Origin of the sequence: Paraburkholderia sp. 32 (assembly GCF_050435345.1) — a bacterium.
Taxonomy (GTDB): Bacteria; Pseudomonadota; Gammaproteobacteria; order Burkholderiales; family Burkholderiaceae; genus Paraburkholderia; species Paraburkholderia tuberum.
The window spans coordinates 1038107-1063044 of record NZ_JBNDKD010000001.1 but is presented as its reverse complement, the minus strand read 5'-3'; the positions used below and the strand labels follow the sequence as shown (position 1 = coordinate 1063044).

Annotated in this window: 22 protein-coding genes and 4 pseudogenes; 12 read left to right on the top strand and 14 right to left on the bottom strand. The window is 60.2% G+C overall.

Annotated elements, in window-relative coordinates:
• Nucleotides 1-158: 158 nt before the first annotated feature.
• A complete protein-coding gene (locus tag OKW26_RS05050; RefSeq protein WP_429354174.1) occupies nt 159-770 on the top strand; it encodes a TetR family transcriptional regulator in 612 nt (203 codons plus the stop codon).
• A 432-nt stretch (nt 771-1202) separates the two neighbouring features.
• Here OKW26_RS05050 and OKW26_RS05045 read toward each other — a convergent pair.
• From OKW26_RS05045 to OKW26_RS05025, 5 genes and pseudogenes are all read right to left on the bottom strand, one after another.
• Nucleotides 1203-1403, bottom strand: a pseudogene (locus tag OKW26_RS05045) (DinB family protein); the annotation flags it as partial.
• A gap of 193 nt (nt 1404-1596) precedes the next feature.
• Nucleotides 1597-2313 (bottom strand): O-methyltransferase, encoded by a 717-nt coding sequence (locus tag OKW26_RS05040; protein WP_429352874.1) that lies wholly within the window; start codon nt 2311-2313, stop codon nt 1597-1599.
• A gap of 74 nt (nt 2314-2387) precedes the next feature.
• Entirely contained in the window at nt 2388-2684 is a 297-nt protein-coding gene (locus OKW26_RS05035) for a 4Fe-4S dicluster domain-containing protein (RefSeq protein WP_184061497.1), read from the bottom strand.
• Between the two features lie 2 nt (nt 2685-2686).
• Nucleotides 2687-2995: a hypothetical protein gene (locus OKW26_RS05030; protein WP_184070297.1), complete on the bottom strand. Its 309-nt coding sequence runs from the start codon at nt 2993-2995 to the stop codon at nt 2687-2689.
• 12 nt (nt 2996-3007) lie between these two features.
• Nucleotides 3008-3589 (bottom strand): RNA polymerase sigma factor, encoded by a 582-nt coding sequence (locus OKW26_RS05025; RefSeq protein ID WP_429352873.1) that lies wholly within the window; start codon nt 3587-3589, stop codon nt 3008-3010.
• A gap of 305 nt (nt 3590-3894) precedes the next feature.
• Here OKW26_RS05025 and OKW26_RS05020 point away from each other — a divergent pair, with 305 nt between their 5' ends.
• Nucleotides 3895-4632, top strand: coding sequence for a transporter substrate-binding domain-containing protein (locus tag OKW26_RS05020; RefSeq protein ID WP_429352872.1), 738 nt, complete (start codon nt 3895-3897; stop codon nt 4630-4632).
• A gap of 186 nt (nt 4633-4818) precedes the next feature.
• Here the strand turns inward: OKW26_RS05020 and OKW26_RS05015 are convergent, their stop codons facing one another.
• Nucleotides 4819-6003, bottom strand: coding sequence for a TIGR03118 family protein (locus tag OKW26_RS05015; RefSeq protein WP_429352871.1), 1185 nt, complete (start codon nt 6001-6003; stop codon nt 4819-4821).
• Between the two features lie 263 nt (nt 6004-6266).
• Here OKW26_RS05015 and OKW26_RS05010 point away from each other — a divergent pair.
• Nucleotides 6267-6602 (top strand): annotated as a pseudogene (locus OKW26_RS05010) (hypothetical protein).
• 247 nt (nt 6603-6849) lie between these two features.
• Here the strand turns inward: OKW26_RS05010 and OKW26_RS05005 are convergent.
• Complete coding sequence (locus OKW26_RS05005; RefSeq protein ID WP_090807791.1) at nt 6850-8067, bottom strand: FAD-dependent monooxygenase; 1218 nt, start codon at nt 8065-8067, stop codon at nt 6850-6852.
• 173 nt (nt 8068-8240) lie between these two features.
• Here OKW26_RS05005 and OKW26_RS05000 point away from each other — a divergent pair, with 173 nt between their 5' ends.
• A complete protein-coding gene (locus tag OKW26_RS05000; protein ID WP_429352870.1) occupies nt 8241-9185 on the top strand; it encodes a LysR family transcriptional regulator in 945 nt (314 codons plus the stop codon).
• Nucleotides 9186-9221: 36 nt separating this feature from the next.
• On the opposite strand, the pseudogene OKW26_RS04995 reads toward OKW26_RS05000, so the two are convergent.
• Nucleotides 9222-9806 (bottom strand): annotated as a pseudogene (locus OKW26_RS04995) (dihydrofolate reductase family protein).
• 535 nt (nt 9807-10341) lie between these two features.
• Here OKW26_RS04995 and OKW26_RS04990 point away from each other — a divergent pair.
• Nucleotides 10342-10545, top strand: a complete 204-nt coding sequence (locus OKW26_RS04990) for a hypothetical protein (protein ID WP_429354173.1) — start codon at nt 10342-10344, stop codon at nt 10543-10545.
• Between the two features lie 166 nt (nt 10546-10711).
• Here the strand turns inward: OKW26_RS04990 and OKW26_RS04985 are convergent, their stop codons facing one another.
• Nucleotides 10712-11779 carry a rhodanese-like domain-containing protein gene (locus OKW26_RS04985; RefSeq protein ID WP_184058002.1) on the bottom strand — a complete coding sequence of 356 codons (1068 nt, stop codon included), beginning with the start codon at nt 11777-11779 and terminating at the stop codon, nt 10712-10714.
• 57 nt (nt 11780-11836) lie between these two features.
• On the bottom strand, nt 11837-12493 hold the full coding sequence (locus OKW26_RS04980) for a peroxiredoxin (protein ID WP_184058000.1): 657 nt from the start codon (nt 12491-12493) through the stop codon (nt 11837-11839).
• Between the two features lie 864 nt (nt 12494-13357).
• Here OKW26_RS04980 and OKW26_RS04975 point away from each other — a divergent pair.
• Nucleotides 13358-13639: a DUF4148 domain-containing protein gene (locus OKW26_RS04975; RefSeq protein ID WP_429352869.1), complete on the top strand. Its 282-nt coding sequence runs from the start codon at nt 13358-13360 to the stop codon at nt 13637-13639.
• Between the two features lie 516 nt (nt 13640-14155).
• Complete coding sequence (locus tag OKW26_RS04970; RefSeq protein WP_429352868.1) at nt 14156-16138, top strand: phosphatase PAP2 family protein; 1983 nt, start codon at nt 14156-14158, stop codon at nt 16136-16138.
• A gap of 90 nt (nt 16139-16228) precedes the next feature.
• On the opposite strand, the gene OKW26_RS04965 is transcribed toward OKW26_RS04970, so the two are convergent.
• From OKW26_RS04965 to OKW26_RS04955, 3 genes are all read right to left on the bottom strand, one after another.
• The gene (locus tag OKW26_RS04965; protein ID WP_184057993.1) at nt 16229-17104 is read right to left on the bottom strand and encodes an alpha/beta fold hydrolase; all 876 of its coding nucleotides are present in this window, start codon (nt 17102-17104) and stop codon (nt 16229-16231) included.
• 767 nt (nt 17105-17871) lie between these two features.
• A complete protein-coding gene (locus tag OKW26_RS04960; RefSeq protein ID WP_184030237.1) occupies nt 17872-18837 on the bottom strand; it encodes a sterol desaturase family protein in 966 nt (321 codons plus the stop codon).
• Between the two features lie 8 nt (nt 18838-18845).
• A complete protein-coding gene (locus tag OKW26_RS04955) occupies nt 18846-19862 on the bottom strand; it encodes a YncE family protein (RefSeq protein ID WP_429352867.1) in 1017 nt (338 codons plus the stop codon).
• A 317-nt stretch (nt 19863-20179) separates the two neighbouring features.
• On the opposite strand from OKW26_RS04955, the gene OKW26_RS04950 reads away from it, so the two are divergent.
• On the top strand, nt 20180-21490 hold the full coding sequence (locus tag OKW26_RS04950) for an Nramp family divalent metal transporter (protein WP_429352866.1): 1311 nt from the start codon (nt 20180-20182) through the stop codon (nt 21488-21490).
• A 376-nt stretch (nt 21491-21866) separates the two neighbouring features.
• Here the strand turns inward: OKW26_RS04950 and OKW26_RS04945 are convergent.
• Nucleotides 21867-22505: pseudogene (locus OKW26_RS04945) on the bottom strand (alkene reductase); the annotation flags it as partial.
• A gap of 45 nt (nt 22506-22550) precedes the next feature.
• Here OKW26_RS04945 and OKW26_RS04940 point away from each other — a divergent pair.
• The 4 genes from OKW26_RS04940 to OKW26_RS04925 all read left to right on the top strand — a co-directional run bounded on the left by OKW26_RS04940 (nt 22551) and on the right by OKW26_RS04925 (nt 24795).
• The gene (locus OKW26_RS04940; RefSeq protein ID WP_429352865.1) at nt 22551-22952 is read left to right on the top strand and encodes a hypothetical protein; all 402 of its coding nucleotides are present in this window, start codon (nt 22551-22553) and stop codon (nt 22950-22952) included.
• 206 nt (nt 22953-23158) lie between these two features.
• Nucleotides 23159-23572 (top strand): hypothetical protein, encoded by a 414-nt coding sequence (locus OKW26_RS04935; RefSeq protein WP_429352864.1) that lies wholly within the window; start codon nt 23159-23161, stop codon nt 23570-23572.
• 103 nt (nt 23573-23675) lie between these two features.
• Nucleotides 23676-24371, top strand: coding sequence for a M35 family metallo-endopeptidase (locus OKW26_RS04930; protein WP_429352863.1), 696 nt, complete (start codon nt 23676-23678; stop codon nt 24369-24371).
• Complete coding sequence (locus tag OKW26_RS04925; RefSeq protein ID WP_184030258.1) at nt 24361-24795, top strand: hypothetical protein; 435 nt, start codon at nt 24361-24363, stop codon at nt 24793-24795. The genes OKW26_RS04930 and OKW26_RS04925 overlap by 11 nt, the downstream gene beginning before the upstream one ends.
• Nucleotides 24796-24938: the final 143 nt, after the last annotated feature.

Sequence of the window (24938 nt, the reverse complement as noted above, 5' to 3'; positions counted from 1 at the left end):
GGCGTTGCTTCGCGTTGTGCGCGAAAGTCGGCTACACTCATGTCAATGTCGATCACCATCGTCTTACGGCGCATTGTGTCGACGTAATTACGGCATGTCAATGGTGATCGACATTGTGTTTTTCAATCGACGCGATCGCTTGTATAAGGGAGAGATCGATGGGGGTGTCACGACAGCAGGCCGCCGAGAACCGCAGCGCGATCGTCGCGGCCGCCGAGCGGCTTTTCCGGGTACGCGGAGTCGATGCCGTGGGGCTGACGGAGTTGATGAAGGAAGCCGGTTTTAGCCAGGGTGGCTTCTACAACCACTTCAAGTCGAAGGATGCGCTGGTCACCGCGGTCATGGAAAAGGCGATGCAAGACTACGCGGATTCGCCAAACGGCGGCAGCCTGGGGAAGCAGGCGGCACGCTACCTGTCCGCCTCGCACCGCGACAACGTCAAAGCAGGGTGCCCGCTGTCCGGCTTCGCTGGCGACGCTGCGCGGATGACCGACGCGGCGCGTGCGTCCTACACGCGCGGCCTCGCCACGTATCTCGACCGGCTTGCAGCCATGATCGCCACGGAAGACGCGACGACGGAACAAACCCGTCGCGATGCGATTGCAGCGTTCAGTCAGATGGTCGGGGCGCTCGTGCTGTCGCGTGCGATCGCAGGCGCCGACCCGGCCTTCGCCGACGAAATCCTCGACGCGGGGCGGCGCACGCTCGTCGACGCGCTCGACGACCCGGTCACGCCGGACAGCGGGCGCCGCAGCAGGTCGGATGGCTGATACGCCGCCTGCGGCCCCGGGGGCCCTGCGTGGGAATGCGTAGGTCGGCGGGGGCAGCACGATTTGCGCGCAGAGACTCAGCGCTTTAGCGCGCCGGTGAGGGCGGCTCCGTGCCGTCGTCGCCCGCCTGTCCTGGCGTAGGCAGGTACCTGCCGAAGTTCATTTCGAAGTCGCTTGGAACGCCGTAGGCCAGGCTACGGAGCTTGGCGCGGCGGGCCTGCCCACTTGGCGAGGCCAGGGCCGGGAAGAACAGGTCAATGCTCGACTGGAGTTCGGCAGGCGTCGACATTCCGAAACGATTGATCTGGGCTTTCGCGGCGCCGAGCGTTTCACGGTCGAATGTGGCCAGACGCCGGACAAGCGCATCGACAAGCCGTGAATGAAAATGACGGGCGGGTCGTTCTTCATATCGGTCGTCCTCTCTTTGGATTGCAAAAGTGCCCTCGAACGCCGGAACGCTTCAACGGCATCTTTCAGGTCTTGACCGAGATAGTTCCGTTCGACGGCGAGCGCCGTGCCATCTACCGAACCGATTATTGAAAGATGTTCCGTTCGAACCGCCCTGAATCTCTCTGCGAATACAACGTCAAGATCGCGCAAATGGCACGCATGCTCCACGAGCGCGAAGTGCGTCAATGACCTCACTAAAGGGCAACTTGTTGGGATATGGACTGAAATGACCTGTCAAGACGCCTGTCTGTCCACAGGTGCAGCGCAGGCTATTCCGCCATCGCCCACGGAAGATCGACAAGACATCGCATCGCCGAACCTTCCAGATTGAACGGCACATGAACCGGATTCTGGACGGCGTCCACTCTTCGTCAGCCTATGACACGACGACTGTAAATTCGACCCCTGATTCAAAGTCCAGCGTCGTGGTCGAAAAGCGCGGATCGTCGTCGAGGTAGTGCTTGTATGGCCGAACGGCGTCCTCGGCGGTGTACATGTTGTCGGCGAGAACGATAGATCCCGGGCGTAGCAGGCGCTCAATCTGCTTGAACAGATTCAGATAGGTGTTGGCCCAGACGTCGATAAACACCATGTCGAAAGTGCCGTCCAGTTCGGAAACGGTCTGGAAGACGTCGCCCTCCCGCAGGTCAACATAAGCGTCTACGCCCGCCGTTCTGACGTGGGCCCGAAGTCGTGCGCACTTAACAGCATCGAGTTCAGTCGCTACAACCGTCCCACTGCCTAACGTGCGAAGGGCCTCGGCGAAATACAGCGTGGACACGCCGCAGGAACTGCCGAGCTCGAGGATTCGAGCCGGCTTGTGCGAAAGCACCATGTTGCGTAAGAACCGTCCCGTTTCCGCTGACACGGCTAACGATAGAGCAGTGCCTTGCGAGGATTCGAAATCCTCGCTCGATAGCCCGAGCGTTTCGAGAAACCGTCCACGGAGTCGAGGTACGAGCGTTTCGTATTCCTCCGCGAGACTCAGAAACTCCTCGCTCGATCCCTGAAATTGCGCCTGTGCGCGGGCTATCACTTCTGTCTGGCTCTGTTCGTGAAGCTGTCGCAGAAGATCCGTGGTTGATGAAGCCATGTGCGCTCCTTGAGGAGATCGATAATACTGACCACTGCGCCAGGCGGCCTGCGCTTTTCTTAAAACGCGTAACGCTATGCCGTTCTGACGAGCTTGATCGCCCGTTCAGGGCACGCCGTCACACAAAGACCGCACGACCGGCAGGCGTACGCGTTCGGTGTGTAGGCGACTTTCATTCCATGCACGCGTAGCTTGAGGCGGTGCATCAAATCGAGGCTGAGATAATCGACGTCATCGATGCGCCGGATCTCAAACACATTCTCAGGGCAGACCTCCAGGCAATCGCCCTTGCCTTCGCAACGTTTCAGGTCGACGACTGGCGCAATCACGCCCGGCTTCTGTTTGCAGTCGCCCGTTGATTTCTCGCGCATGGTCAATCTCCCGCGCGCCGGTCGCGGCCCGATCGCCATGCCGTCTGGAAATGCTCCCGTTCTTCGGGCGTCATCGCTTCCCATTTGCGCCAGTGACGCCGTTCGCGCCAGCCGCCGTGTCCGCGGAATCCGCCAAACAGGATGCGGCTCAAAACCAGCAAGCCCAACGCGTGCGCGAAGTCGATCGCACGGGCGCCAACGAATAGCGCCGGAATCACCCAATTCCATAGCGTCATGACCACCCATCCGAGCACGGCTATGGCGACCACCACCAGCAGCGCTTTGCCCACACATCTGATTCGAAACTTCATCCCTCGACTCCTCTATATATCCAGTTCGTCATAAATGGCCTGCAGTCGGGCGCGTAGATGCAAGACCGCGTAGCGTTTGCGCGCGATCAGCGTATTGAGCGCGACGCCGCTTTCCGCCACCATGTCTTTGAAGGGCCGCCCCTCCAGCTCGTGCGCGATAAATACTTCACGTTGATTCGGCGGCAACTCATCGAGCGCATCCTGCAAGGCCTTGAGCAATACAGCGCGAGCGTAAAGCGCTTCGGGGCCTGCATCGTGCGCCGGCAGGGCGAGGTCGAGGCGATACTCACCGGTGGCGTCGTCCTCGGCCTCAGACAGATCGGTCAGCGGTTGCTCCTTCTTCTTGCGAAAACGATCGATGATGCGATTGCGCGCGGCACGGAAAAGCCACGCGCTCGCCTGTTCGATCGGAGCGGGAAGCCGGTACGCCTGCACGAATTCGTGGAACACATCCTGCAGGATGTCTTCGGCGTCGTCCGGGTCGCGTATTCGACGCCGGATAAAATTGACGAGCCTCGTGCGCTCACGCACCACGGTCGCGGTGATGTCGCTGTCTCGGTCGGTCATCGGGTGCGAGGTGGGTGGCGGTTCCATGCGCCTGAAGACGTTTCAGGAGCGCGAATATTGTGGTGAGCGCGAAAAATCTTTCCGTGAGCAACTGCCGGTTCGCTTGAGGCAGTGCGTGACAGGGTTGTGACCATGGATTGACCGGAAGACGTGGGTGCGTTTCCGTAGCGATGCCGCGCAATCCAACCAACGTCCATAAGACCGACACCCGATCCAGGCATAACCGCGTTCGTTTCAGAGAGAGCCGCCGCAACGACAACCGCGCATGTAAGTAGAATCGTCAACATTCGGCCCGGCATTTGATGGCCGTTCCCAATTGGCGAGACACAGCGATGAAGGTAACGATTGCGTACATCGAAGAACCCCCGTTCGGTTGGACGGAAGCAGATAGTACCCCCACGGGCGCTGACATCGATCTGGCCGACGCGGTTCTTCGGGCGATCGGCGTAACCCGGATCGAGCATCATCTGACGTCGTTTAGTGAACTCCTGCCCGGCGTTGAAGCAGGCAGGTGGGATATGAACGTTCCGCTGTTCGTCACACGCGAACGCACCAATATGGTTGCGTTCAGCGTCCCGGTATGGGGGATCGCAGACGGTTTTCTGGTTCGGACTGGAAACCCGAAAGCGCTCGACAGCTACGTGTCGCTTGCCAAACGCGCTGATGCGCGCCTTGGCATCATAGCCGGACAGGTGCAGCACGACTCAGCGAAAGCGTCTGGCGTAAGCAAGGACCAAATAGTCGTCTTCGAGCATCAGGCCGACGCTGTCGAAGCGGTTCTCTCTGGCGCCGTCGATGCGTATGCGAGCACGGCCCTGGGGAATCGGATCATTGCGAACCGGATCGGAGGCTCAATGCTCGAGGCTATCGAGCACGAACCGGGAACGAACGGCAAGCAGCTGAAGCCTCCGCTCGGGGCATTCTCGTTCAATAGAAGTAACAGCGATCTGATTCAGGCGGTAAACAAAGCCCTTCGTTCATATCTGGGCTCGCCAGATCATCGTGCTCGCATGGCGGAATTTGGCCTGACAAACAACGAGATCGATCCCGCTCTCGCGGGTCGAGTATAAGACGGGCGTCGGCCAGGTCTGGTGCTCAACCACGCGTGGATGTGATGATCATCACACGCACTGCTCAGGCGTACATCGCCCCGCATAAGCAATATCGTTGAGCAACGCGTCCCACTGGCAGATGTACTCGTCGTAGTACCGCCGCTCTCGCATCAAGAGCGGCGCTTCTCAATGGCGCGCTTAGCGCTACATTCCAATGCTCATCCCGCCGCCCGCGCTTGTGCCGGTGTTCGTGCCCGTGTTCGTACCTGAGCTCGACGTCGTATTCAGATCGATTCTTCCGTAGACGCCATCGGCTTCGTCATTCGGCCCCGCCGCGAAGAAGAGCGTGCTGGAAGGCTGATTGCTGAGATCGTTGCCGAACGCGATGCCCCACACGCCCTGCTCGACGATCGGACTGCCGTTCGGCCCACTGATCTGTCCCATCGACTGACCGCTCGACGCGTTGAACGCATTGATCATGCCATCGCCGAAATTGCCGATCAGTATTGCGCCGCTCATCGAGCCGAAGTTCCCGGGCGCTTGCGCAATGCCCCACGGCGCGTTCAACGGACCGCCTGTCGCGAAGCGTTGCTTCAGGTTGCCTGCGGTATCGTACACATCGACCATGCCGAGCCCCGCGCCCGGGACATCGTCGTGTTTGGCTGCGTCTTGCATCGCGTAGGTGACGAACAGATTCGAGCCGATCGCCTGAATGCCGAACGGCGCGAAGCCGGCTGGAATCGCCGGGTCCGTGAAGGCGCCGGGCATCGCGACCTTCGTGAACGAGGTATCGAAGACGTCGATCTTGTCGTTATGGAAGTCCGTCGCGTAAAGGAAGTTGCCGTTGTTCATCGCGGCGAGCGCGAGACCCTTGTAGACGGCGCCGCCCGTACCGTCGTCGTACATGACGAACGCATTGGTCGGCCCTACGGCGGGCGCCCAGGCGGTGATGGTGCCGCCTTCGCCCGTGAAGATGAACGCAGCGACTCCAGACTTGCCGTTTTCCGTGACGCGGAAGCTTTGTGTTCCATTGAAAACGATGCCCGTGGGCGATGCGGAGCCGTTCTTGCCGTCGGGTATCGTAACGACCAGCGATTGCGGCACGCCATTGCCGTCATAGAGCGTCGCGACGTTGGTGCCGTTGTCCGCGACCCAGACGAAACCTTTGGGATTGAAGGCCACGCCCCAAGGGTTTTTCAGATTAGCGTCGGTGTGTGCAGCGGGCACCGCGCCATCGGATACGAGGGCCGTCGCTGCGAATGACGACTGGACGGATGGGCTCGCGCTGCTCGAACTCGAGCCACTGCCGCCACCGCCGCCGCATGACATCAGAGTCGCGACGGCCGCGCCGCATGCAACGACGCCGAATAGAGCGAGTAGAGACTTCATGACCGCACTCCTTCTTCTGCCCAAAGGACTTAACGGTCAATGAACGAGAACGGCGCGGGGTTTATTCCGGCGGAGAGCGGCTTATTTCGCGGCAGATCTCGTGCGATCCACCGGTTGAATCCGCGCCCCACGACCGCCACTCGGTGCGCCGCCGATCGCTTCGCTACCTACAAAAGCACGCCGCACGCTGTTTGCGACATTGCTGTAGCGCAGGCGACAACTGTCTGCGTCTATCTTCCAGTCCAATTAAGGAGGGGCGGATCATGAGCAAGGCAACCATCACACTAGTCGCGGCCGTCGCCGCACTCTCGCTGTCGGGCGGCGCTTTTGCGCAGGCGGCCGGAGGCCAGAGCGGCAGCGGTTCGACCGGTACAGCCGGCAGCACGGCTAGTCCGTCGAACCAGATGAACGGCGCAACGACGGGCGGCTAGGGCATGCCGGGCACCACCAACACGGACAGCGGCATGGGCGCCAAGGCACCGAACTCGGGCCTGCCGAGCAGCAATAGCAGCTCGACGTCTGACACCACCGCCGCTCCCAAGAGCAACAACACGCTGGCGACCCCGAGCGTGGTGTCGCCAGCCGCTACCGGCCATTGACAGCTGGTAGAAATGACCGTCAGCCGCGAATCAGCGCAAGCACAAAGGGCTGCGATCGCAGCGACATAGGTGCAATTGCCACCGGCGCGCAGTTTCCCGGAAAGTAGACGAGCGGCAATATAGGTAACGTGATCAGGGTGACGCGCCACTCGGTCTATGGGTTGCATGTGACGCGTAGTGGCTGGAGAGAGGCGCCTGGCATGAGCATGCGGCCCACCGCCTCCCTATTGAAGCCTCATGGAGAGGCTCAAAGCCACGTGCCGCCTTGTCGCGCGCTCGGCTCTTGCGCAAGCGCATCGAAATCGTGAATCCAGTCGAGGTGATGCAGCATGCTGTCGCGCGCCCCTAGCCGCGCGTTGCGTTCCTGCGCGGCGGGGCCGTCCGGCAGATGCAACACGTCCGCGGTGCTGATCGACGCGTACTGCACCTTGCGCGTGCGGCCCCGGCGCAGACGCTCGTAGGCTTCCTGCGCTTCTCGCCACTTGCCTGGGCCCGCCTTGGCGAGTTGCGCGGCCAGCACCACGGCATCCTCGATCGACTGGTTGGCGCCCTGGCCGTGATGCGGCACGAGCGCATGCGCGGCATCGCCGATCAGCGTCACGCGGCCCTTGCTCCAGCGGCCCAGCGGCGGACGGTGAAACAGGCCCCAGCGCTGACTGATCGGCACGGCCGTGATCATCTGCACGACGGCCGGATGCCAGTCCTTGAACAGGCGCAGTTGCTCGCCTTCGGTCGACGGCATGACCCAGTCGCGCGACGGCCACGGCGACGGATGACGCTCGACCAGCAGGAAGTTCTGATCGCCCTTGTCGCCGATCGGATAATGCAGCAGATGGCCGCCGGGCCCGACCCAGAACTGGATCGTCTCCGGATCGGGCAACAGGTCCATGCGCTCGGCCGGCACGATGCCACGAAAGCCCGAGCAACCGGAATACAGCACGTCGTCGTAGCCGAGCATCCAGCGTCGCGTGATCGAGCGTGCGCCGTCGGCGCCGATCACGAGATCGGCATCGATGCGCCGACCGTTGTCGAACGCGAGACTCACGCGATCGGGATGCTGCACGAGATCGATCAAGCGATGGCTGAGCTCGATGTGCTCGAGACCAACTGCCTTCGACAGCACCGCCTGCAGATCGGCGCGATGAACGCCCCAGTACGAGCCACCGAACTGCTCGCGATAGCTGGGCATGCCGCGATGATGTCCAATGACGCTGCCGCTGCGGCCATCACGATAAATGAGCCCGGGTACTTCGGCGCACACGTTTTCGAACGCGGAGCGTAGCCCCATGCGCTCGTAAAAGCGCGTCGCGTTGGCCGACAGTGCGACGGCCGCGCCCACTTCGCGCAACTCATCGGTCTGCTCGTAGAGTTGCGCATCGATGCCATGTTCGCGTAGTGCGAGCGCCAGCGTAAGGCCGCCGATGCCGGCGCCGACGATCGCGATGCTCAGATCCATCCGGTTCATGATTGTGTCTCCGATATGCGGGTTTATCGATTCGGGCCACTCTGGAACGCGCGCCCGGCGCGTCGCATGCGGATACCGTGTTGGTATTTTCAGCACTAGACGATCATTGCTCAATAAGATGAAATGAATCTACTTCATCACTGAAATGAATGACCTTAGGTCATGCCGAGACCATGGAACTGAGCGATCTCGATCTCAACCTGCTGCTGCTGTTCCAGCGGCTGATGCAGGAGCGGCGCGTGGCGAGCGTCGCCGAGCAAATGAACATGAGCCAGCCGGGCGTCAGCAATGCGCTCGCGAAGCTGCGCCGCCTGCTCGGTGATCCGCTGTTCGTGCGGGCGCCGGGCGGCGTGGTGCCTACCCCGTTCGCGCTGCGTCTCGCGGAACCGGTCTCGCAGGCGCTCGCCACCTTGCACGCCGCGCTCAATCCGGTGACGGGCTTCGATCCGCTGCGCGAGATCCGTACGATGACGATCGGTATGACCGACATCGGCGAAGTCGTGTTTTTGCCCGCATTGCTGGAACGATTGTCGCGCGTCGCGCCAGGCATCGCGATGAATACGGTGCGCAATACGAGCGTCAATCTGAGCAACGAAATGGCCGACGGCCGGGTCGACCTGGCGATCGGTCTGTTGCCGCAGTTGAAGGGGGGTTTCTATCAGCGGCGTCTGTTCGATCAGCGCTACGTCTGTCTGTTCAGACGCGCTCACCCACTCGAGGACGCGCCGCTCACGCTTTCCGCGTGGCGCGAAGCCGAGCATCTGGTGGTGGTGTCGGCCGGCACCGGCCACGGTCAAGTGGACGAGTGGCTGAAACGGCGCGGCGTGCGGCGTCAGGTGCGACTGACGGTGCCGCACTTCATGAGCGTCGGCTACATCCTGCAACGTACCGACCTGATCGCCACGGTGCCCGAGCGCCTCGCTCTGGAGTTGGCCACGCCGTTCTCGCTCAGCCTGCGCGCGCTGCCGATGACGCTGCCCGCCGCGCCGATCCATTTGTTGTGGCACGAGCGCGTCCATCAGGATGAAGGCAATCGCTGGCTGCGCGAGGTCGTGATCGACCTGTTCGCCGATACCGTGGCGGGTGGCAGGCGAGCGCGGGACGTGAGGAAGCAATAGGCCTTCGTTTGTAAGCGTCGATCGGAAGCTTCGCGCTTACTCGAACGTTCCGGTTCGGACTTCGCCGTTGCGGGTGTAGCGCGTGATCAGCACGCCGCCGGGGGTGCTCGTCGCGTGTGCCAGCGTGAAGGCGGACGCTTGCGCATCGTTGCCGAACAGGCGTTTGCCGTGCCCGAGCATGACGGGATAAATCAGGAGTTGGAGTTCATCCACGAGGCCCGCCGCCAGCAGTTGGCGCACCATGTCGCCGCTGCCGAACGTCAATAGATCGGCACCGTCCTGAAGTTACAGCGCGCGTATCGCGTCGGCAAGGTCGCCCTTCAGTGCATGACTGTTGTGCCAACCGAGCGTATCGGATCGATGCGTGGCCACGTGCTTGCGGACCTGATTGAACTGGTCGGCCATGTCGCGGTTGCGTGAATCGGCCGGTACATATGGCCAATACGACGCGAATATGTCGTACGTGCAACGCCCTAGCAGCAACTCGAACGGCTGCGCGAGCAGATGATGCACACTTGCGCCGACCGCTTCGTCGGCGTAAGGGACGATCCACCCACCCAAACGAAAATCACCACTGGCATCCTCCTCGGGCGCACCGGGTGAAGCCGCGCGAGCGAGCATCGCGCGGTCGGCGCACAATGACTGGACCCACGGGTGCCTTCGCCGCAGGTGTGAAGGTGCGCACCACTCGCCAGCGCATGGTCGGAAGATCGCCCGACACAGTGATGCGGACATAGCAGCCGGCGTAACGTCCGGTCGCCCGTGGCATTTCGTTCGATGGCCGATGGGTCTCAGCGGCCGTATTTGGCGTGCCCGTGCGACGCGTGGCAAGACGCGAAGCAGCCGCATCTGCCAGACATTACAAAAAAAGCACTGCTGTGGCCTGCCCACACAGTGCACAAAGACAACATCACCAGAAACATGTCCGTACCTTCAGCAACGACCGGATCGTGCGATTCCGCGCGGTCATTCACCCAACCGAAAGTGCTCGTCATTGTGGCGACCGTATGCTGCCTGCTGTGGGGCAGTTCGTACCCGGCAATTAAAATTGGCTATGCGTTGCTCGGAATCACGCAAAACGATATTCCTTCAAAGCTGATCTTCGCAGGCTACCGGTTCGTGCGGTCTCGCCTACACGACCGGCGTTCGCGGTTCGATCCTGAATTCGACAGCGACCTTCTTCAGTGCGCTGCTTGCCCATTTCATCTACAAGAACGACAAGGTCTCCCCACGCAAGGCACTTGGATGCCTGCTGGGATTCGTCGGCGTGATGGTCGTCAATTTTGGCGGCGGTCTGTTTGAATTTGCGTTCACCTTTTGCTATCCGCGATATGTCCGAACGAGAACATCATGGAATTGAAGAATCTCGTCGCGCTGGTGCTCGTATGTGGGGGGATCTGGCTGATCACGCGGCCGGCGCAACGGAGCGCTTGCTATTCGAGGGCTGGCGCGGCTTTGGGGCAAGGTCGAGGCTGTCGCCAAGGCCAAGGCTGAGCTTGTGGGGGTTTCGAAGCGCCGACTCCCCCTCAAACACTATCCGACGCAACCGGCAACCCCTCCGTCCTCCACCGCAGCATCCCACCGGCAAGATTCGCCACCTTGCCGAACCCCGCCTTCGTCAGCAACACGCTTGCCTGCGCCGAGCGCACGCCGGACCGGCACACCGCGACCACCGGCCGCTCGCGCTCCAGTTCATCGAGCCGCCCCGTCAATTGCGACAGCGGCACCAGCTTCGCGCCCGGCAGATGACCCAAACGATCGATGAACTCGGGCGCCTCGCGCACATCGACGATCTGAAACGCGGCGCCATGCTCGAGCAGCGCCATCGGCTCGATTTCCCACACGCCGCTAAAGCGCAGCGTCAACGGTGCCCAATCCGGCGTTTCGGTCGCAACTTCGGCGCCGCCTTCTGGCTGCCCGCAACGCATGTTTGCGGGCACCGCGACCGCCATCTGCTTCGGATGCGGCAAATTCAGGTTGTTCATGTAACCGGCGAAATCACCGACGTCGACGTCGCCGCCCAGACGCGGATTGAAGCGCCGCTCCTCGGTCACGCTCGTCACCGTGATGCCGCGATAATCGTGCGCGGGATAGAGGAGGCAGTCGTCCGGCAGTGACAGGATCTGCTCGCGCACGGACGCGAACAACTGCTGCGGACTGCCCTGCTGGAAATCGGTGCGGCCACAGCCGCGAATCAGCAGGCTGTCTCCGGTAAAGGCCATGCTCAGATCGTCGAGCACGTAGGTCAGGCAGCCGTTCGTATGGCCAGGCGTCGCGCGCACGCTCAGATGACGCGTGCCGAAGTCGATCCGATCGCCATGCGCGAGCGCTCGCGTGACGCCTTTCGCCTCGACGACCCCGGCAAGCCCGATCTCGCTGCCGCAACGCAAACGCATGCGCCATGCGCCGGTTACGTGATCAGCGTGCACGTGGGTATCGAGCGTCGTGAGCAACCATAGGCCCAGCTCGCGCAGCAGCGCCTGATCGCGTGGCACCTGCTCGTAGACAGGGTCGATGAGCACCGCCTCGCCGCTGTCGCCGAGTAAGTACGTGTAGGTCGACGAAGCAGGATCGAACAGCTGACGAAAAATCATCTGTATCCCTTAGGAAGGTCGGCGAGGCGGCCGCAAGCGGCCGCCGTGCCACATCTGTCAGCCCGGTTGTTTGGTGGTGCGCAGATACGGTTTGATAGTCTTGAAACCAGGGAAAATCTGCTGCGCCTCGTCGTTGCTGACCGCGGACGTGATGATCACGTCTTCGCCCTGCTTCCAGTTGACCGGCGTCGCGACCTTGTGTTTGGCGGTCAGTTGGATCGAATCGAGCACGCGCAGGATTTCGTCGAAGTTGCGGCCGGTGCTCATCGGGTAGGTCAGTGTCAGCTTGATCTTCTTGTCGGGACCGATGATGAAAACCGAGCGCACGGTCGCGTTGGTCGCGGCGGTGCGGCCCTCGCTGGTATCGCCCGCGTCGGCCGGCAGCATGTTGTACAGCTTGGCGATCGCGAGGTCGGTGTCGCCGATCATCGGGTATTTGACGGCGGCGCCCTGCGTTTCCTCGATGTCCGCGGCCCATTTTTCGTGGTCTTCGACCGGATCGACCGACAACCCGATCAGCTTCGCGTTGCGCCTGGTGAACTCCGGCTCGATCTTCGCCATGTAGCCCAGTTCAGTCGTGCAAACCGGCGTGAAGTCTTTCGGATGAGAGAACAGGACCGCCCATTGGTCGCCGATCCAGTCGTGGAAATCGATGGTGCCCTGCGTGGTCCGCGCGGTGAAGTTGGGCGCGGTGTCATTGATACGAAGTGACATATTGCCGTCCTGTGAAGTCGTGGTTAAGCGGAAGACCCGAGCCAGGCCTGTCTGCAACGGTCCAACACGAGCCCGGTTAATCTCGGGGATTGAAAATCACCAACGCTCACAACGATAGACGAAGCTTTCGCGGCGCATACACGCGCGGCAAGTAGGGCGTCGCCGTGCAGAAGAAGCTCGAGATCGCCGCCTGTCGGGCGAATACGAGCATTGCCGCATCGCAGTGAGATTTCAAATATAGCGCGTTACGCACAAGCCATGCTGACACCCATCGAAGTCAGTCCGGCTGGCCACTTCGAAACGGCTTAGGGGAATGACGTTTACCGGTAAATCATGGACATTCGACTCACCGGCGTGTGTTCGATAGCGCACAGATTTACCGAGCCTGATTTGATCAGACCGTTCGGTCGTCCACGCCATGCGAGCAAGCGCGAGGCGCGTCGGAGCGTGCGGTACTGAAGCGCTTGCAACAAACGCAGCCTCCTTCCGCTCGAAAAACATCTGCTGAATGCTCGCCATGATGGCCCGGTTTGACGGCGCAGTGCGGATATTCGCGATTGCGGCGGGTCAGTCCACAGTGCCTGGCGAGTCAGGCGAACCCGGTTCGTCAAAGAACTGCCAGATCGCCTTTATCGATAAACGGTCGGAACATGGCTCGCGGACGCCGCGCATTTTTCGGAGACGGGATAAGCGGCTTTTAAGGTTGCAGGGCGTACCTTCATATCCACACACTGAATACCGGTCACCCCGTCGATCGCTATCTGTTCGCGGTCCACCTCAGCGTGAAGATCGACTCGCTTTCAATGCAGTTAGCGTGGTCCATTCGATCCATCGAAATTTGCCTATTCACCAAGGAGCCAACTTATGAAAGTACTTATCGCTCATGCGATCCTCGCAACCACAATCGCCATTCCAGCGCTCTCGTCGGCGCAGCCCCTCACTCGCTCCGAGGTGGAAGCGAACGTCATACAGGCCGAACAGAACGGCACGCTCCATCAGTCGAAAGTGCACTATCCGGACGAGAGCAGCCCGCGGCAGACACACGCGAATAACGACTACGGTTCAGGGCCGGTAGTGAATTCGCAATCCGGACATCGCCTTTCCTTCACAACGCCCTCAGATAGCGCGCTTTTCTCGCATCACTGAAGTACTGGTGAGCGTTCGACATTCCATACGATCGCGTTTCGATACTTCCACACGCCTAACTTCCGGTTCTCATGCGGACGTCGCGCGTCCGATCCAACGTCGATATGAAAAAGCTAGTGCGCTCGATTGACTTCATTCTGTTGACCGCCGCGTCGGTGGGCCTCGTCATGTTTGTCGTCTGGCGAGTGGCGACGGTAAAGGGGTGGTTTTAGGCTCACGCGAAACGCTTGTCCGTTAAAGGATCGCCCTGTGGTTGGCGTTCCGAATCGACATTGCACCAATACCTCGCGGAATGAAACCTTTCGCATGCTTCGCGAATGTGGATGAGCCGCAATCAAATACTAAGGAGTTCTGCGTTCCCACGTCTGCGAAGCATGTGCAGCTTCCACCACCAGGTCTTCCGGGATACCTGCGAATCGCGCCACGATATCCGATACCGCGTAATCAGTCGAAACAATGCCGTCATAATTCATCCGCACAATCCGACGCCACCAACAACCACAAGAAAGTCTCGTGATGCCTCATTTTCGCGTCCCTCTCCCGCTGCGCCTCACGGTGCTCGCAAGCGTGGCGGCACTAGCCGCGTGCGGTGGTAGCAATGATTCTTCTACGCCGAGCGCCTCGAACACTTCGACGACGACGGCGACGGCCACGATCCCGGCGCCCCCTGCCGACCCCGGTTTTGTCGACAACGCCGCAATCTCCGACGTGCCCGCGTTCGTCGACACGATTGCGACTAACCAGCGCGGCGATGCGCGATATGCGACGCTCGCCACGAATGCGGGCGTGCGTGTCGTCTCGCGATTCCTCGACATCTGGCAACCGTTGACCGAGATCGTCGATGCGGGCGTCTCCGCGCCCGCCAATGGTTCCTTTCCGGCTGTCGTGCAGTCCACGTGGACAGGACTACCCAATGACGGTACGCCGGGTGGGGCTGTCGTGAACAATGCCGTCCATGCCGCAAACATTCAATTCGTGGTCATCGAGACGACCAACCGGACTCAGGCACAGGCCGACGCAGCCTACTACGACGACCGGCGCGGCAAAGGTTATAGCGTGACGGATGGCATGGGACCGCTCACCAATGCGTGGCGCGCGGCGGCGCAGCAGGTAACGACCATCACGTCGATTCCGGCGGATGCGACGACCGTTCTGTACAACGACAACGGCAACAACATCGGCGTCGGCAGCAGTGGCGGCAACACCAGTTTCGGCCAGGTTGTCGACCTGCTCAACATCATGGGCAACAACGCGTCCACCGAGCCGGCCAAGCGCTTCTACAAATACGCCCGGCCATACCGCTGGAGCACGAGTGTCGTGGTAGATCCGACTCTGGTGCCTGCCGAGAGCACCACGCCTTCGACCGATGGCGGATTTATCAGCGGTCACGAGGCGGAGGCCATGCGCGACGCGATGACGATGGCCTACGTGCTGCCGGAGCGGTTCCAGGAGATGGCGAGCCGCGGCCTCGAACTTGGCGAAAACCGCATTTTCGCCGGTATGCACTCGCCGCTCGACGTCATTGCTGGTCGAATGTTTGCACTTGCGGCGACTGCTGCGAATCTTTCCGATCCGAGCAACGCCACCTTGAAGAGCGCCGCATTTAGCCAGGCGCACGCGGCCCTGATGCAGTCGACGAATACCAATTCGACGAGCTTCGCCGTTTTCGCCCACTCCGGCACGGCAGCGACGGACCGCTTCGCCGACTACGCGACGAACAAAGCGGACTTCACTCGCCGTATGACGTTCGGCTTTGCTCCGATCGAATCGACCAATGCGCCTCCCGTTGTGCCGAAGGGTGCGGAGGTGTTACTGGAGACGCGCTTTCCGTATCTGAGCGCTGAGCAGCGCCGCGTGGTGCTCAAAACGACCGAGCTTCCTTCCGGCTATCCGGTCATGGACGATGCGGAAGGGTGGGGCCGCCTCAACATGTTTGCAGCCGGGGACGGATATGGTGCGTTCCATGGCAGCGTCATCGTTTCGATGGATGCGTCCCAGGGCGGATTCAACGCGTCGGATTTGTGGCGCAACGACATTGCCGGCGCAGGGAAGTTGACGCTGCAGGGTAGCGGAACCTTGAAGCTCGGCGGCAACAACACCTGGTCGGGCGGCTCCCAGGTAAGCGGCGGCGTGCTCGAGGCCGATTCTCCGAATGCGTTCGGCACGGGCGACGTGTATGTGGGTGCGGGTGGCATCACCATCGCGGCGGCGTCGCCCGTGTCCATCGTCGGCAAGTACACGCAGCTCGCCGGCACGACACTCGAACTCGACATTGACGGTAAAGGCGCCGGCCAACTGCACGTTGGTAATCAGCTGACCATCGCCGGCGGCACGCTACACGTGAAGTTCGTGAGCGGCTATGCGCCCAAGGTCGGCGACACCATCGATCTGATCGATGGCAACGGGGCGACGAAGCAGTTCACGACGATCACGGTCGACGGCCACAAGGCGACGCCGGTCTACTCGTCGACCGGCGTGTCGGTGCACATCGATTCGTAATCCGGCCATATTGGCGTGGCTATGCGACGCCCGGATAACCCGCTGTCTGTAATGCGGAGCGTCCGGCTATGCCCGTCTGTCGTTGATCGTCTAAAGCGGCGATTCCTTCGTCAAAAACCGCCTGATGGCAATGGAGACGATTTCTGGAAACTCTTCGTGAATCGCGAGCTTGCCCTTCATGACCCATTCGACCTGAACATTTGGCAATTGTCCTAACGCCTCCATTTCGACACGCGATTTCGGCGGCGTCTGATCGCCGTAGATCACGAGGATCGGAATGTTGGCTCGGCGCGCAAGATCAAGGAATGCCGCACGGTTGGCGACCCGGTCTAGCGCACCGGTCACAAAGCGTACCGAACTGTGCCGGGCTCCGGGTGCACGGGTGACGGCGAGTTTGGCCGCGAGACGATCGCCGCCAAGCCAGTCAGGATCGCTGTAAACGTGTTCTCTCGCCATCATGGTGATGACATGGCGGCTGACGTTGAGCCGGTAGAGAAGCGGGCCAGCGAGGGGGTGATCAATGGCAGAGCGCACACGGGAGAACCAGGCCCGCTGGCCACCCATCATCGTCGGCAACGGGCCGCGCCACGTCGGTGCGATGAGGACCAGGCGATCAACCGTATCTGAGCGCAAGACGGCCTGGTAAAGCGCATAGGTGGCTGCATGTCCGGCCGCCACAATGGCGTGCGGTGGTGCCACGATGTCGCTTAAAAACCAGTTAAGAAACTCCGAGAGAAGCTCCGGCGACCATTCTTCCTTTGGCCGCGCCTGATCGCCGAACCCCGGCCAATCAACCGTCGTCACGTGAAACTGAGGCGCGAGCAAGTCGAGCAGCGGCCGCATCTCCAGGCGCGTGGAAATCGTACTCAGGGCCGGCAGGAGGACGACCGAAGCGCCGCTACCGGCCTCATCCACGTCCAGCGCGAACTCTCCACTGTCCCACTGGCAGCGTATCGTCTTCGTCATTGCCTTTCCAATTTGACCTTCATACGAATCACGCGGTAGAGATTGATGACCAGTTTAATTAGAGGACGGTCTCCGGCCATGTATGGATGCGTTTTTCGTGCTGTGGAGTTCTACGGCTGCCTTGTGCCTCCGGCGATCGCGCCTGAACACCAGGGAAAGGAAGTCGAAGCGTCGGGCTGCCAGCCGCGAGGGCGCTGCTCTGTAGCTCCAGACGCCCGACGTTTGCATCGCGGGACTGCCTGGAAATCAAATGCGCCACGCCTGTCTTTGACGTTTAGCCATCGGAGACGCGTCGTAGCAGATACACGACAATCACTGCGGAACCGCTGACAAAGATTGCCAGCCCGATCGCTTTACGCGCGAGCGTGCGAACGCGCGCGCGGAGCGTGTAACGCACAGACCAGGAACTGGTTCTGCGCAACATCATTCACTCCATGGACGCCTTGACGGGCGCGTCGCGTCGGGGAGAGACAGCCCCCTATGTTGCCGGAGCGCAGGCCGTATCGCGACGTTTACTTGCCCTGATCTTTGCTTGACAGTCTTTACCACTTCGAGCTCTTTGAACTGAGGATAGCTGGATAGAGCGGGTAGATGCCGGTATCCGGGCATTCTGAAACCGGCAACTGCAATTATCGCACCTCGGGTTCAAAGGCACAGAGCAGATGCCTTACGGCCTACTGACAGGTTCTTTGCACCAGCCGGTCCGGACCAAATCCAGGCGCACATGAACCGGCCCGTTTGGGCATTGGCGCAATGCAGGGATGTTCTCAGGAGGAACTGCGGCGAGCCTTTGCCGGTTGCCGCCACTGTTCAAGGAAAAACTGCAAGCCGCCTAGTTGCTGTGCGATGTAGCCGCCCGTGGCCATCGATTCCGGTGCGCGCCGGTCGCCTGTAGGCGGGTACTCGGCGGAGAAGTCCGCTGTACCAAACACGATGTCCCAGATCGGGAAGACGGCGCCGTAGTTACAGGAATTGCGGCCGGCCGCGCGCAGGCCATGATGCAACCGGTGAAAGCGTGGCGAGACGATCAACCGGTCCCCGAGCCAGCCGAACGAAAGCTTGATATTGGCGTGGCTCAGGCTTTCGATGAAGCGCATGAACAGGAACAGCAGTGGAAACTGCAGCGGCGGAATACCGATCGCGAGGCCGACGACGCCGAACCAGATTGCGGCGACCAGATCGTCAAGCAGATGGTTGCGGTCGTCCGACCAGAAACTCATCTGCCGCTGCGCATGATGCAACGCATGCAGTGCGTACCAGCTACGGTATGAGTGCGACAGGCGGTGACGCCAGTAATCGGCACAGTCCAGAATCAGCGCGTACGCGATGAAGGTAATGACCGGATGTCCGAGAAGCGGCGGTATCAACGTCTCAAGCGTTGGCGGTATGTAGCCGTGATCGACCACGAAGCCGTTCACCCACACCTGCACCTGGTAGAACAGCAGGAAACTGACGACAGGCAACACCCCGACGCGGTTGAGGATCGTATAGAACGCGTCGGTTACGACGGCTTTGCGGTCATCCCAGCGTTCGATCGGAAAGAGTGCTTCGAGCGGCCAGCAAACCGCATACGTGACGATAACCGCGAAGAGGCCATAGACGCAGATCAGCGCCCAGTCGAAGGAAAGCTCTTCCCATTGCATCCAGCCGAAGTGATACAGCAACGGCAGAACGAGATACTGGTCGATTTCACCGGCCAGCATATTGAAGAATCTGTCGAGAAATATCAGCATGATGGGCGTTAGAGCGTTTCGGCGGTAACGAGACCTGGGCGGCTCATTTCGGTGGTGAGGAAGATGCCGTGCGGCGAGCGTCCGACATCGATGGTCTCGTAGTTGCCGCTGGCTGGATCGAGTACGGCGACCTGCTCCCGGAAACGCAGCGTCACCCATAGCTTGCCGTCGGGGCCAACAGCAATATCATCTGGCCCCGCAGCGTGGAACGGATAGGTACGACGAAGCTCGAGGGTGGTTGGATCGAGCGCCACCAGCGAGCCGCCGATCCGGTTGCTAACGTAGAGCGTCGCGCCGTCGGGCGTAAGAAAGACATTGTGCGGGCCGACGCCGGTTTTCACCCGCCGCAGCACGTTACCCGTCACTGGATCGACTTCCGCCACATGGTCGCTGCCCATCACGCAGACCAGTACCTTGCCGTTGTGCCAGAGCACGCCGGCGGGGGTCGATCCGACGTTCGACTTCCAGCGGATCGTCAGGTTCGTCAGGTCGAATGAAACGAGCGTGCCGGACTCCTGCATCGAATTGAAGCTCCAGCGCGAGTCCGGCGAGAAGTCGAGGTGGCTCGGCATGCCGCCGTGCGAGAAGCGCTTGACGAGCGTCAGGTCGTCGGGGCGGTAGATATCGACATAGTTGAGCCGCAGTGCATTGACGACGAGGTAGCGGAAATCCGGCGTGAAGCCAAGCTGGTACGGATCGGCGATCACCTTATGGCCAAGCGCCAAACCAGTGTGCGGGTCGACAATGAACAGTGCATTGCCGCTGGCGTCGGCAATATAGAGCTTGCTTCTGTCGCGCGAAAGCGCCCAGTGACTGGGTTCGCGCAACGTCGGCAATGTCCGGACGATCTTGTGCGACGCCATGTCGATGACCGAAACGCTGGCTTCGCCGGAATTCATTACGATAGCGAGATTGGGGGGCGCCGCGCTGGCGATACCTGAACGAAGGGCGAGGAAAGGCGACAGGCCGAGACTCAGGGGAATGGCCAGACTACGGCCAAGTACTTCGCGACGTGAAAGCTTCATGGAGGGCATGCATGAGAGAATTAACCACTCATTCTGCTGGATGGATTCACCGTCACGCAAGGACGAATTGCGAATGGCGCTGATATGGAGCGATGCTCAACCGCTTCCTGTCAGTAGCCTGACAAATTTCGGGCGAAGCTGACGATGCGCATGCGATTTCGCCGTATTTGACCGAGCTTCCCGCGGCCCCGGGCGCGCTTTGCGCAGCACCCGCCCCGATCATCCGCGGAGTTTGGCCGTTGTATATTGCCATCACGCGCTAAAGAACCTGGAGTAATAGCAGTGCCACGTTCGTCCAGAGAAGTCGGGAAGTGTCCATGAACAGCACTGCCGGCAAAAATACGCTCACAGATCGCACGACTGTTGCGATTCGCGATGTGCTGGCCGGCAAACGACGCGGCTTGCGCTCTGCGCTGCTGTTCGCCGGACCCGCGGTGATTGCCTCGATCGCCTACATGGACCCAGGCAATTTCGCGACCAACATCCAGGCCGGTTCCCAGTTTGGGTACACGCTGCTGTGGGTGGTACTGATGGCCAACCTGATCGCCATGCTGTTCCAGGCGCTCTCTGCCAAACTCGGCATCGTGACGGGCCGTAATCTGGCGGAAATGTGTCGCGAGCAACTGCCGCGCAAGGCCGTCTTCGTCATGTGGTGTGTCAGCGAAGTGGCTGCGATGGCAACCGACCTGGCCGAATTCCTCGGTGGCGCAATCGGCCTCGCGTTGCTGTTCAAAATGCCGTTGATGGCCGGCATGGCGGTGACCGCGGTGGTGACATACGGCATCCTCGTGTTTGAAAAAGGCGGCTACCGGCCAATGGAGATCATCATCGGCGCGCTCGTTGCTGTGATCGGTCTGTGTTACCTGATCGAATTGTTCATTGCGCCCGTCGCATGGGGACAGGCCGGATTGCACTCGATCTTGCCCTCAATGCCGAACCGGGAAGCGCTGACCGTTTCGGTCGGTATCGTGGGCGCCACCGTGATGCCACATGCGATCTATCTCCATTCCGGGCTGACTCAGGGCCGGACTCCGGCGAGCAACGCGAGCGAGCATCGCGCACTGCTGCGTTTTTCGAACCGGGAAGTCATCGTTGCGCTTTTCTTCGCAGGTCTCATCAACATGGCCATGGTAATCATGGCCAGCGCGGCATTCCATGCCGGCCACCGCGACGTCGCGGAAATCGAAACTGCTTACCATACGCTCACGCCGTTGCTCGGTGCGGGCGCGGCGGCGGTTTTCCTGATTTCGCTCATCAGCTCGGGTATCTCCAGCTCCGTTGTCGGCACCATGGCTGGCCAGATGATCATGCAGGGCTTCGTCGGTTTCCGGATTCCCGTCTGGGTGCGACGTCTGGTGACCATGGTGCCGGCGTTCGTGGTGGTCGGCCTCGGCGTGAATGCCACCCAGGCGCTGGTGATCAGTCAGGTCGTTCTTTCGTTTGCGTTGCCGATCCCGATGGTGGCGCTGGTGCTCTTCACCCGCCGCAAAGACATCATGGGCGAGTTCGTCAATAGACGGCTAACGGACATTGCAGCGATTGCCGCGACGGTCGTCATCCTCGCGCTGAATGCGGTGCTATTGCTTCAGTCGTTCGGCGTCAGCATTCCGGGCATGCCTGCAAGCTGATGCAGCCCACCCGGACTCTTTGGGGATGGGCCGCGCTCCCGGTGCGATGGACGGCGAAGTTTGTTCGCTAGCCATCGACTGACCGCTGGGGGACCAGAGGTCCTGCTCCAAAAACGGCTTGTCGATTCGTTCGCTTTCGTCTGTGATGCCGGTGCATGCATAGGGACGATCGCTGCTTCCATGTTCGCCTTGAGTTGTGAAACATACGGTAAGAACGGCGTTGACCCATGGGCACCTGGCTGGCTATGCGGATGAGGTCCGAGGCGGCATCTCCTGGTGCAAGCGTACGCCGACCTGGCGGGCTTCTCCGTTGTCTGGGCTGATCGTCCCAAGGAAAGCTCGCCGGTGCGAGGCCCGGGGGTGGCTATTTGTACGGTCAGGCAAGCGCCGGGTAATCCGTGTACCCTTCTGCTCCTGGGTGATAGAACATCTCGGGCCGCGGCTCATTGAGCGATGCGTCCAATCTAAGTCGGCGCGGCAGGTCCGGGTTGGCGATGAACATCTGCCCGAAAGCAACCGCGTCGGCGTCGCCGACCGCAAGCAAACGTTCGGCGGTGTGCTTGGGCATCTTTTCGTTGGCGATATAGTTGCCACCGAATGCTGCCTTCAGTGCGGGTCCGAGCCGGTCGTCTCCCAGCGCTTCACGCGCGCAGATGAAGGCAATGCGGCGTTTGCCGAGCTCGCCTGCGACATAGCCGAAGGTGGCCGCAGGGTCCGAATCGCCCATCGACTTCACGTCACCGCGCGCAGACAGATGCACGCCGACCCGGTTGGCGCCCCATATGGCGACGCACGCGTCCGTGACTTCGAGCAGCAGTCTCGCACGGTTCTCGATCGATCCACCATATGCGTCAGTGCGCTGATTGGTGGAGTCCTGCAGGAACTGGTCAAGCAGATAACCGTTGGCGCAGTGGACTTCCACGCCGTCGAACCCTGCCTTTCTGGCGTTTTCAGCGCCGTGCCGGTAGGCCGCAACCACGCCGGCGATCTCGTCGGTTTCCAGCGCGCGCGGGACCTCCCTATGTGTCCGGGCGATCTTTCACGATAACAGGGACCGCGCATGACCAAACCCACCAGAAAGCAGCAATCTCCCTCCCGTCCCCCTGTAGACGCTCTCCAGTATGAACGGCTCGCGCTGGCCGCCTTCCATCTTTGCGACCGGCAGGGGCAGCAACTCCGACATCTGATTACACTTGCGACCTCGATGCTCAGGAGTCCTGCTGTGACTGTCGAGGAAAGGCACGAACACCGGAACCTGCTGGAGGTGATGATCCAGCTCGGCGAGGACTACCGCGCCGCCAATCGCTGCGATCAGGAACTGTTCACGGTGCTTGCGCTCGACGCCAAGGGGCTTCCTAACCGCCAACTGACACCGCAGGACGCCGCAGCGATTCTCGCTGACGCTGCGCACGGCGCGAAGGGGAAACTGGCGGCTATGGACGCTTCGTGGACAAAGCACTAACCGGCGTCGATCACTTACGGAAAAAGCGGCTCAATGCCGCTTTTTTGTTGGACGGTGACACTGAAAAAATGCACCTGAAAATGAGATAGGCAGAGCAATTGTGAATATCCGTCAAAACGGTTTTATCTCGAATTAAAGTCATTGACCGTGTCGCGGTTTGGATGGTTAATTCCTCGGGTGTGTTCTGGAAAATCAGCAGAGGTCAGATGGAACAACAGAAACAGGATGAAACCGGGGGCAAGGAAGAATGCCAGCTTTGCCGTATCACCTATTCAATCTACTCAAACTTCCCGCCAATGCCGTCCGCAATGGCGCTGAACGCAGAAACCGGCGAATGGTTTCCGTTCGATAGGCTGAAGTCGTATTCAAATGGTTACGAGATGGCTGAAGCCCTCGGTTACGCATGGGCGTGCGATTGCCGGGAACGCTCCCGGAATCGTTTCGATGAACAGTTCGTACTGAGAGATCGTAAAGGCCGACCATTCGCGAACGCGCGCTATCGAACGCGTGTTGGCCTGAACGTAGTAGCAAGTGGCGTCACGGACGCCGCAGGCCGCACACAGCGAATCAGCACCAAAGACGCGCGGCGGCTAACACTCGAAATCAGCGGGGGCGTCTGATGGGGATTCCTGTAGTGAGGGATCGAGACGCATGGGAAGACCGAACGCATCAAGACGAATGCAGTATCAAGCTTGATACTTTACATTACAGGAGAAATCCGGAATGAACGAATCTGGTGAACGCAATAAGTACGGTTTCAAGGCGAACGAAAATGAAGAATGGTTCGAGGTTCATTCTGGCGCAGTGACGAACACGAATCCGGGCTCAATGGTTTATGTGACAATTGACACTACACCAATATGCCCAAACATGACGGACGCCGAATTTCGCGCCAAGGTCATGAAGTTGCGCGAGGATGCGGTTGTTTTGGTTGACAAGCGAATAACTGCATTGAAGACATGGAGTCCTTCAGAGCAAGCGCGCGTCGCCAATTGGTTTGGCACGAAGGACAATGCAACGCGCGATCTTCTGATTCAAGGATTTACCGCAGTCAATAGAGTTATGCGTGGTCTCCAACCCAAGAATTTTGTTCGGCAGTCTCCTGAGCTTGACCGTGTTCTTGGGTGTTTGCCCCATCCAGTCAGCAGTGGTTCTGCTGCGCACGTTTGCGCCCCTGATACAGCCACGCATACCATTAGTATTCACGAGGTCTTTTGCGAAACCCGTGATTTCACGTCAGGAGGGGATTCGAAGCTGTCAACGATCATTCATGAGTGCACGCACTTTACGGACACTTTTGGGAGCAAAGATTGGAAATATACGATCACAAGATTCTTGGCAACCTGGGGGCAAGAAAATCCGCAGCAAGCAATTAATAATGCAGATAGCCTGGCGGGATACGTCGTATATGAATATTAAATTGGGTGCCTTGGCATTTGGGCTGCTGTCTATCAGCGCACAAGCATGCAATACATCTCAGAACCTTCCGGGTCAAAATATCGATTTGTATTTTGAAAGAAACTCGACGCAGGTATCGGCGGATCAAATTTTAAAATTGGCAAATTGGGCCATCGACATGCGCCTTAAGTATCCTATTCAAGAGGTACTGTCCATTGGTGGAGTGGCTGAGGCAAGCGAAAAAGAGCCTAAGCAATTGGCAATGCAACGTGCGGACACAGCAAAGGCAATGCTGATGCAGTTTGGTCTTACTCAAGTTCCATACGACGTCCGCGCTGGAATATACAAGCCCCTTGAGCATTTCGTCGAGCCGCCTGAAAAGGTCCGACGTGTGGAGATTGAACTGTCCCCCGGTTGTCCTAATAATTGCTGCGACGGAAAGTGAAGCGAGCACGTCCCTAAGCGCGGTTTTCCGGCATGGCTGTCGTGATGGTAGTAGACATCGGTGTATCAACGTCGGCAAACATTGCTAACATGCCCGTCGAATAAGTCCCGCTTCAATGCGACTTTTTCTGCGAAGAGACCCGC

What these genes read in the sequence shown, in the direction of transcription:
- OKW26_RS04985 (WP_184058002.1), bottom strand. Translation starts at nt 11,779, where the DNA reads ATGATTTTTCGTCAGCTGTTCGATCCTGCTTCGTCGACCTACACGTAC.
- OKW26_RS04940 (WP_429352865.1), top strand. Translation starts at nt 22,551, where the DNA reads ATGACCAAACCCACCAGAAAGCAGCAATCTCCCTCCCGTCCCCCTGTA.
- OKW26_RS05035 (WP_184061497.1), bottom strand. Translation starts at nt 2,684, where the DNA reads ATGCGCGAGAAATCAACGGGCGACTGCAAACAGAAGCCGGGCGTGATT.
- OKW26_RS05000 (WP_429352870.1), top strand. Translation starts at nt 8,241, where the DNA reads ATGGAACTGAGCGATCTCGATCTCAACCTGCTGCTGCTGTTCCAGCGG.
- OKW26_RS05050 (WP_429354174.1), top strand. Translation starts at nt 159, where the DNA reads ATGGGGGTGTCACGACAGCAGGCCGCCGAGAACCGCAGCGCGATCGTC.
- OKW26_RS04955 (WP_429352867.1), bottom strand. Translation starts at nt 19,862, where the DNA reads ATGAAGCTTTCACGTCGCGAAGTACTTGGCCGTAGTCTGGCCATTCCC.
- OKW26_RS04960 (WP_184030237.1), bottom strand. Translation starts at nt 18,837, where the DNA reads ATGCTGATATTTCTCGACAGATTCTTCAATATGCTGGCCGGTGAAATC.
- OKW26_RS05015 (WP_429352871.1), bottom strand. Translation starts at nt 6,003, where the DNA reads ATGAAGTCTCTACTCGCTCTATTCGGCGTCGTTGCATGCGGCGCGGCC.
- OKW26_RS04925 (WP_184030258.1), top strand. Translation starts at nt 24,361, where the DNA reads ATGAATATTAAATTGGGTGCCTTGGCATTTGGGCTGCTGTCTATCAGC.
- OKW26_RS04970 (WP_429352868.1), top strand. Translation starts at nt 14,156, where the DNA reads ATGCCTCATTTTCGCGTCCCTCTCCCGCTGCGCCTCACGGTGCTCGCA.
- OKW26_RS04930 (WP_429352863.1), top strand. Translation starts at nt 23,676, where the DNA reads ATGAACGAATCTGGTGAACGCAATAAGTACGGTTTCAAGGCGAACGAA.
- OKW26_RS04950 (WP_429352866.1), top strand. Translation starts at nt 20,180, where the DNA reads ATGAACAGCACTGCCGGCAAAAATACGCTCACAGATCGCACGACTGTT.
- OKW26_RS04980 (WP_184058000.1), bottom strand. Translation starts at nt 12,493, where the DNA reads ATGTCACTTCGTATCAATGACACCGCGCCCAACTTCACCGCGCGGACC.
- OKW26_RS05030 (WP_184070297.1), bottom strand. Translation starts at nt 2,995, where the DNA reads ATGAAGTTTCGAATCAGATGTGTGGGCAAAGCGCTGCTGGTGGTGGTC.
- OKW26_RS05040 (WP_429352874.1), bottom strand. Translation starts at nt 2,313, where the DNA reads ATGGCTTCATCAACCACGGATCTTCTGCGACAGCTTCACGAACAGAGC.
- OKW26_RS04965 (WP_184057993.1), bottom strand. Translation starts at nt 17,104, where the DNA reads ATGACGAAGACGATACGCTGCCAGTGGGACAGTGGAGAGTTCGCGCTG.
- OKW26_RS04975 (WP_429352869.1), top strand. Translation starts at nt 13,358, where the DNA reads ATGAAAGTACTTATCGCTCATGCGATCCTCGCAACCACAATCGCCATT.
- OKW26_RS05020 (WP_429352872.1), top strand. Translation starts at nt 3,895, where the DNA reads ATGAAGGTAACGATTGCGTACATCGAAGAACCCCCGTTCGGTTGGACG.
- OKW26_RS05005 (WP_090807791.1), bottom strand. Translation starts at nt 8,067, where the DNA reads ATGAACCGGATGGATCTGAGCATCGCGATCGTCGGCGCCGGCATCGGC.
- OKW26_RS04935 (WP_429352864.1), top strand. Translation starts at nt 23,159, where the DNA reads ATGGAACAACAGAAACAGGATGAAACCGGGGGCAAGGAAGAATGCCAG.
- OKW26_RS05025 (WP_429352873.1), bottom strand. Translation starts at nt 3,589, where the DNA reads ATGGAACCGCCACCCACCTCGCACCCGATGACCGACCGAGACAGCGAC.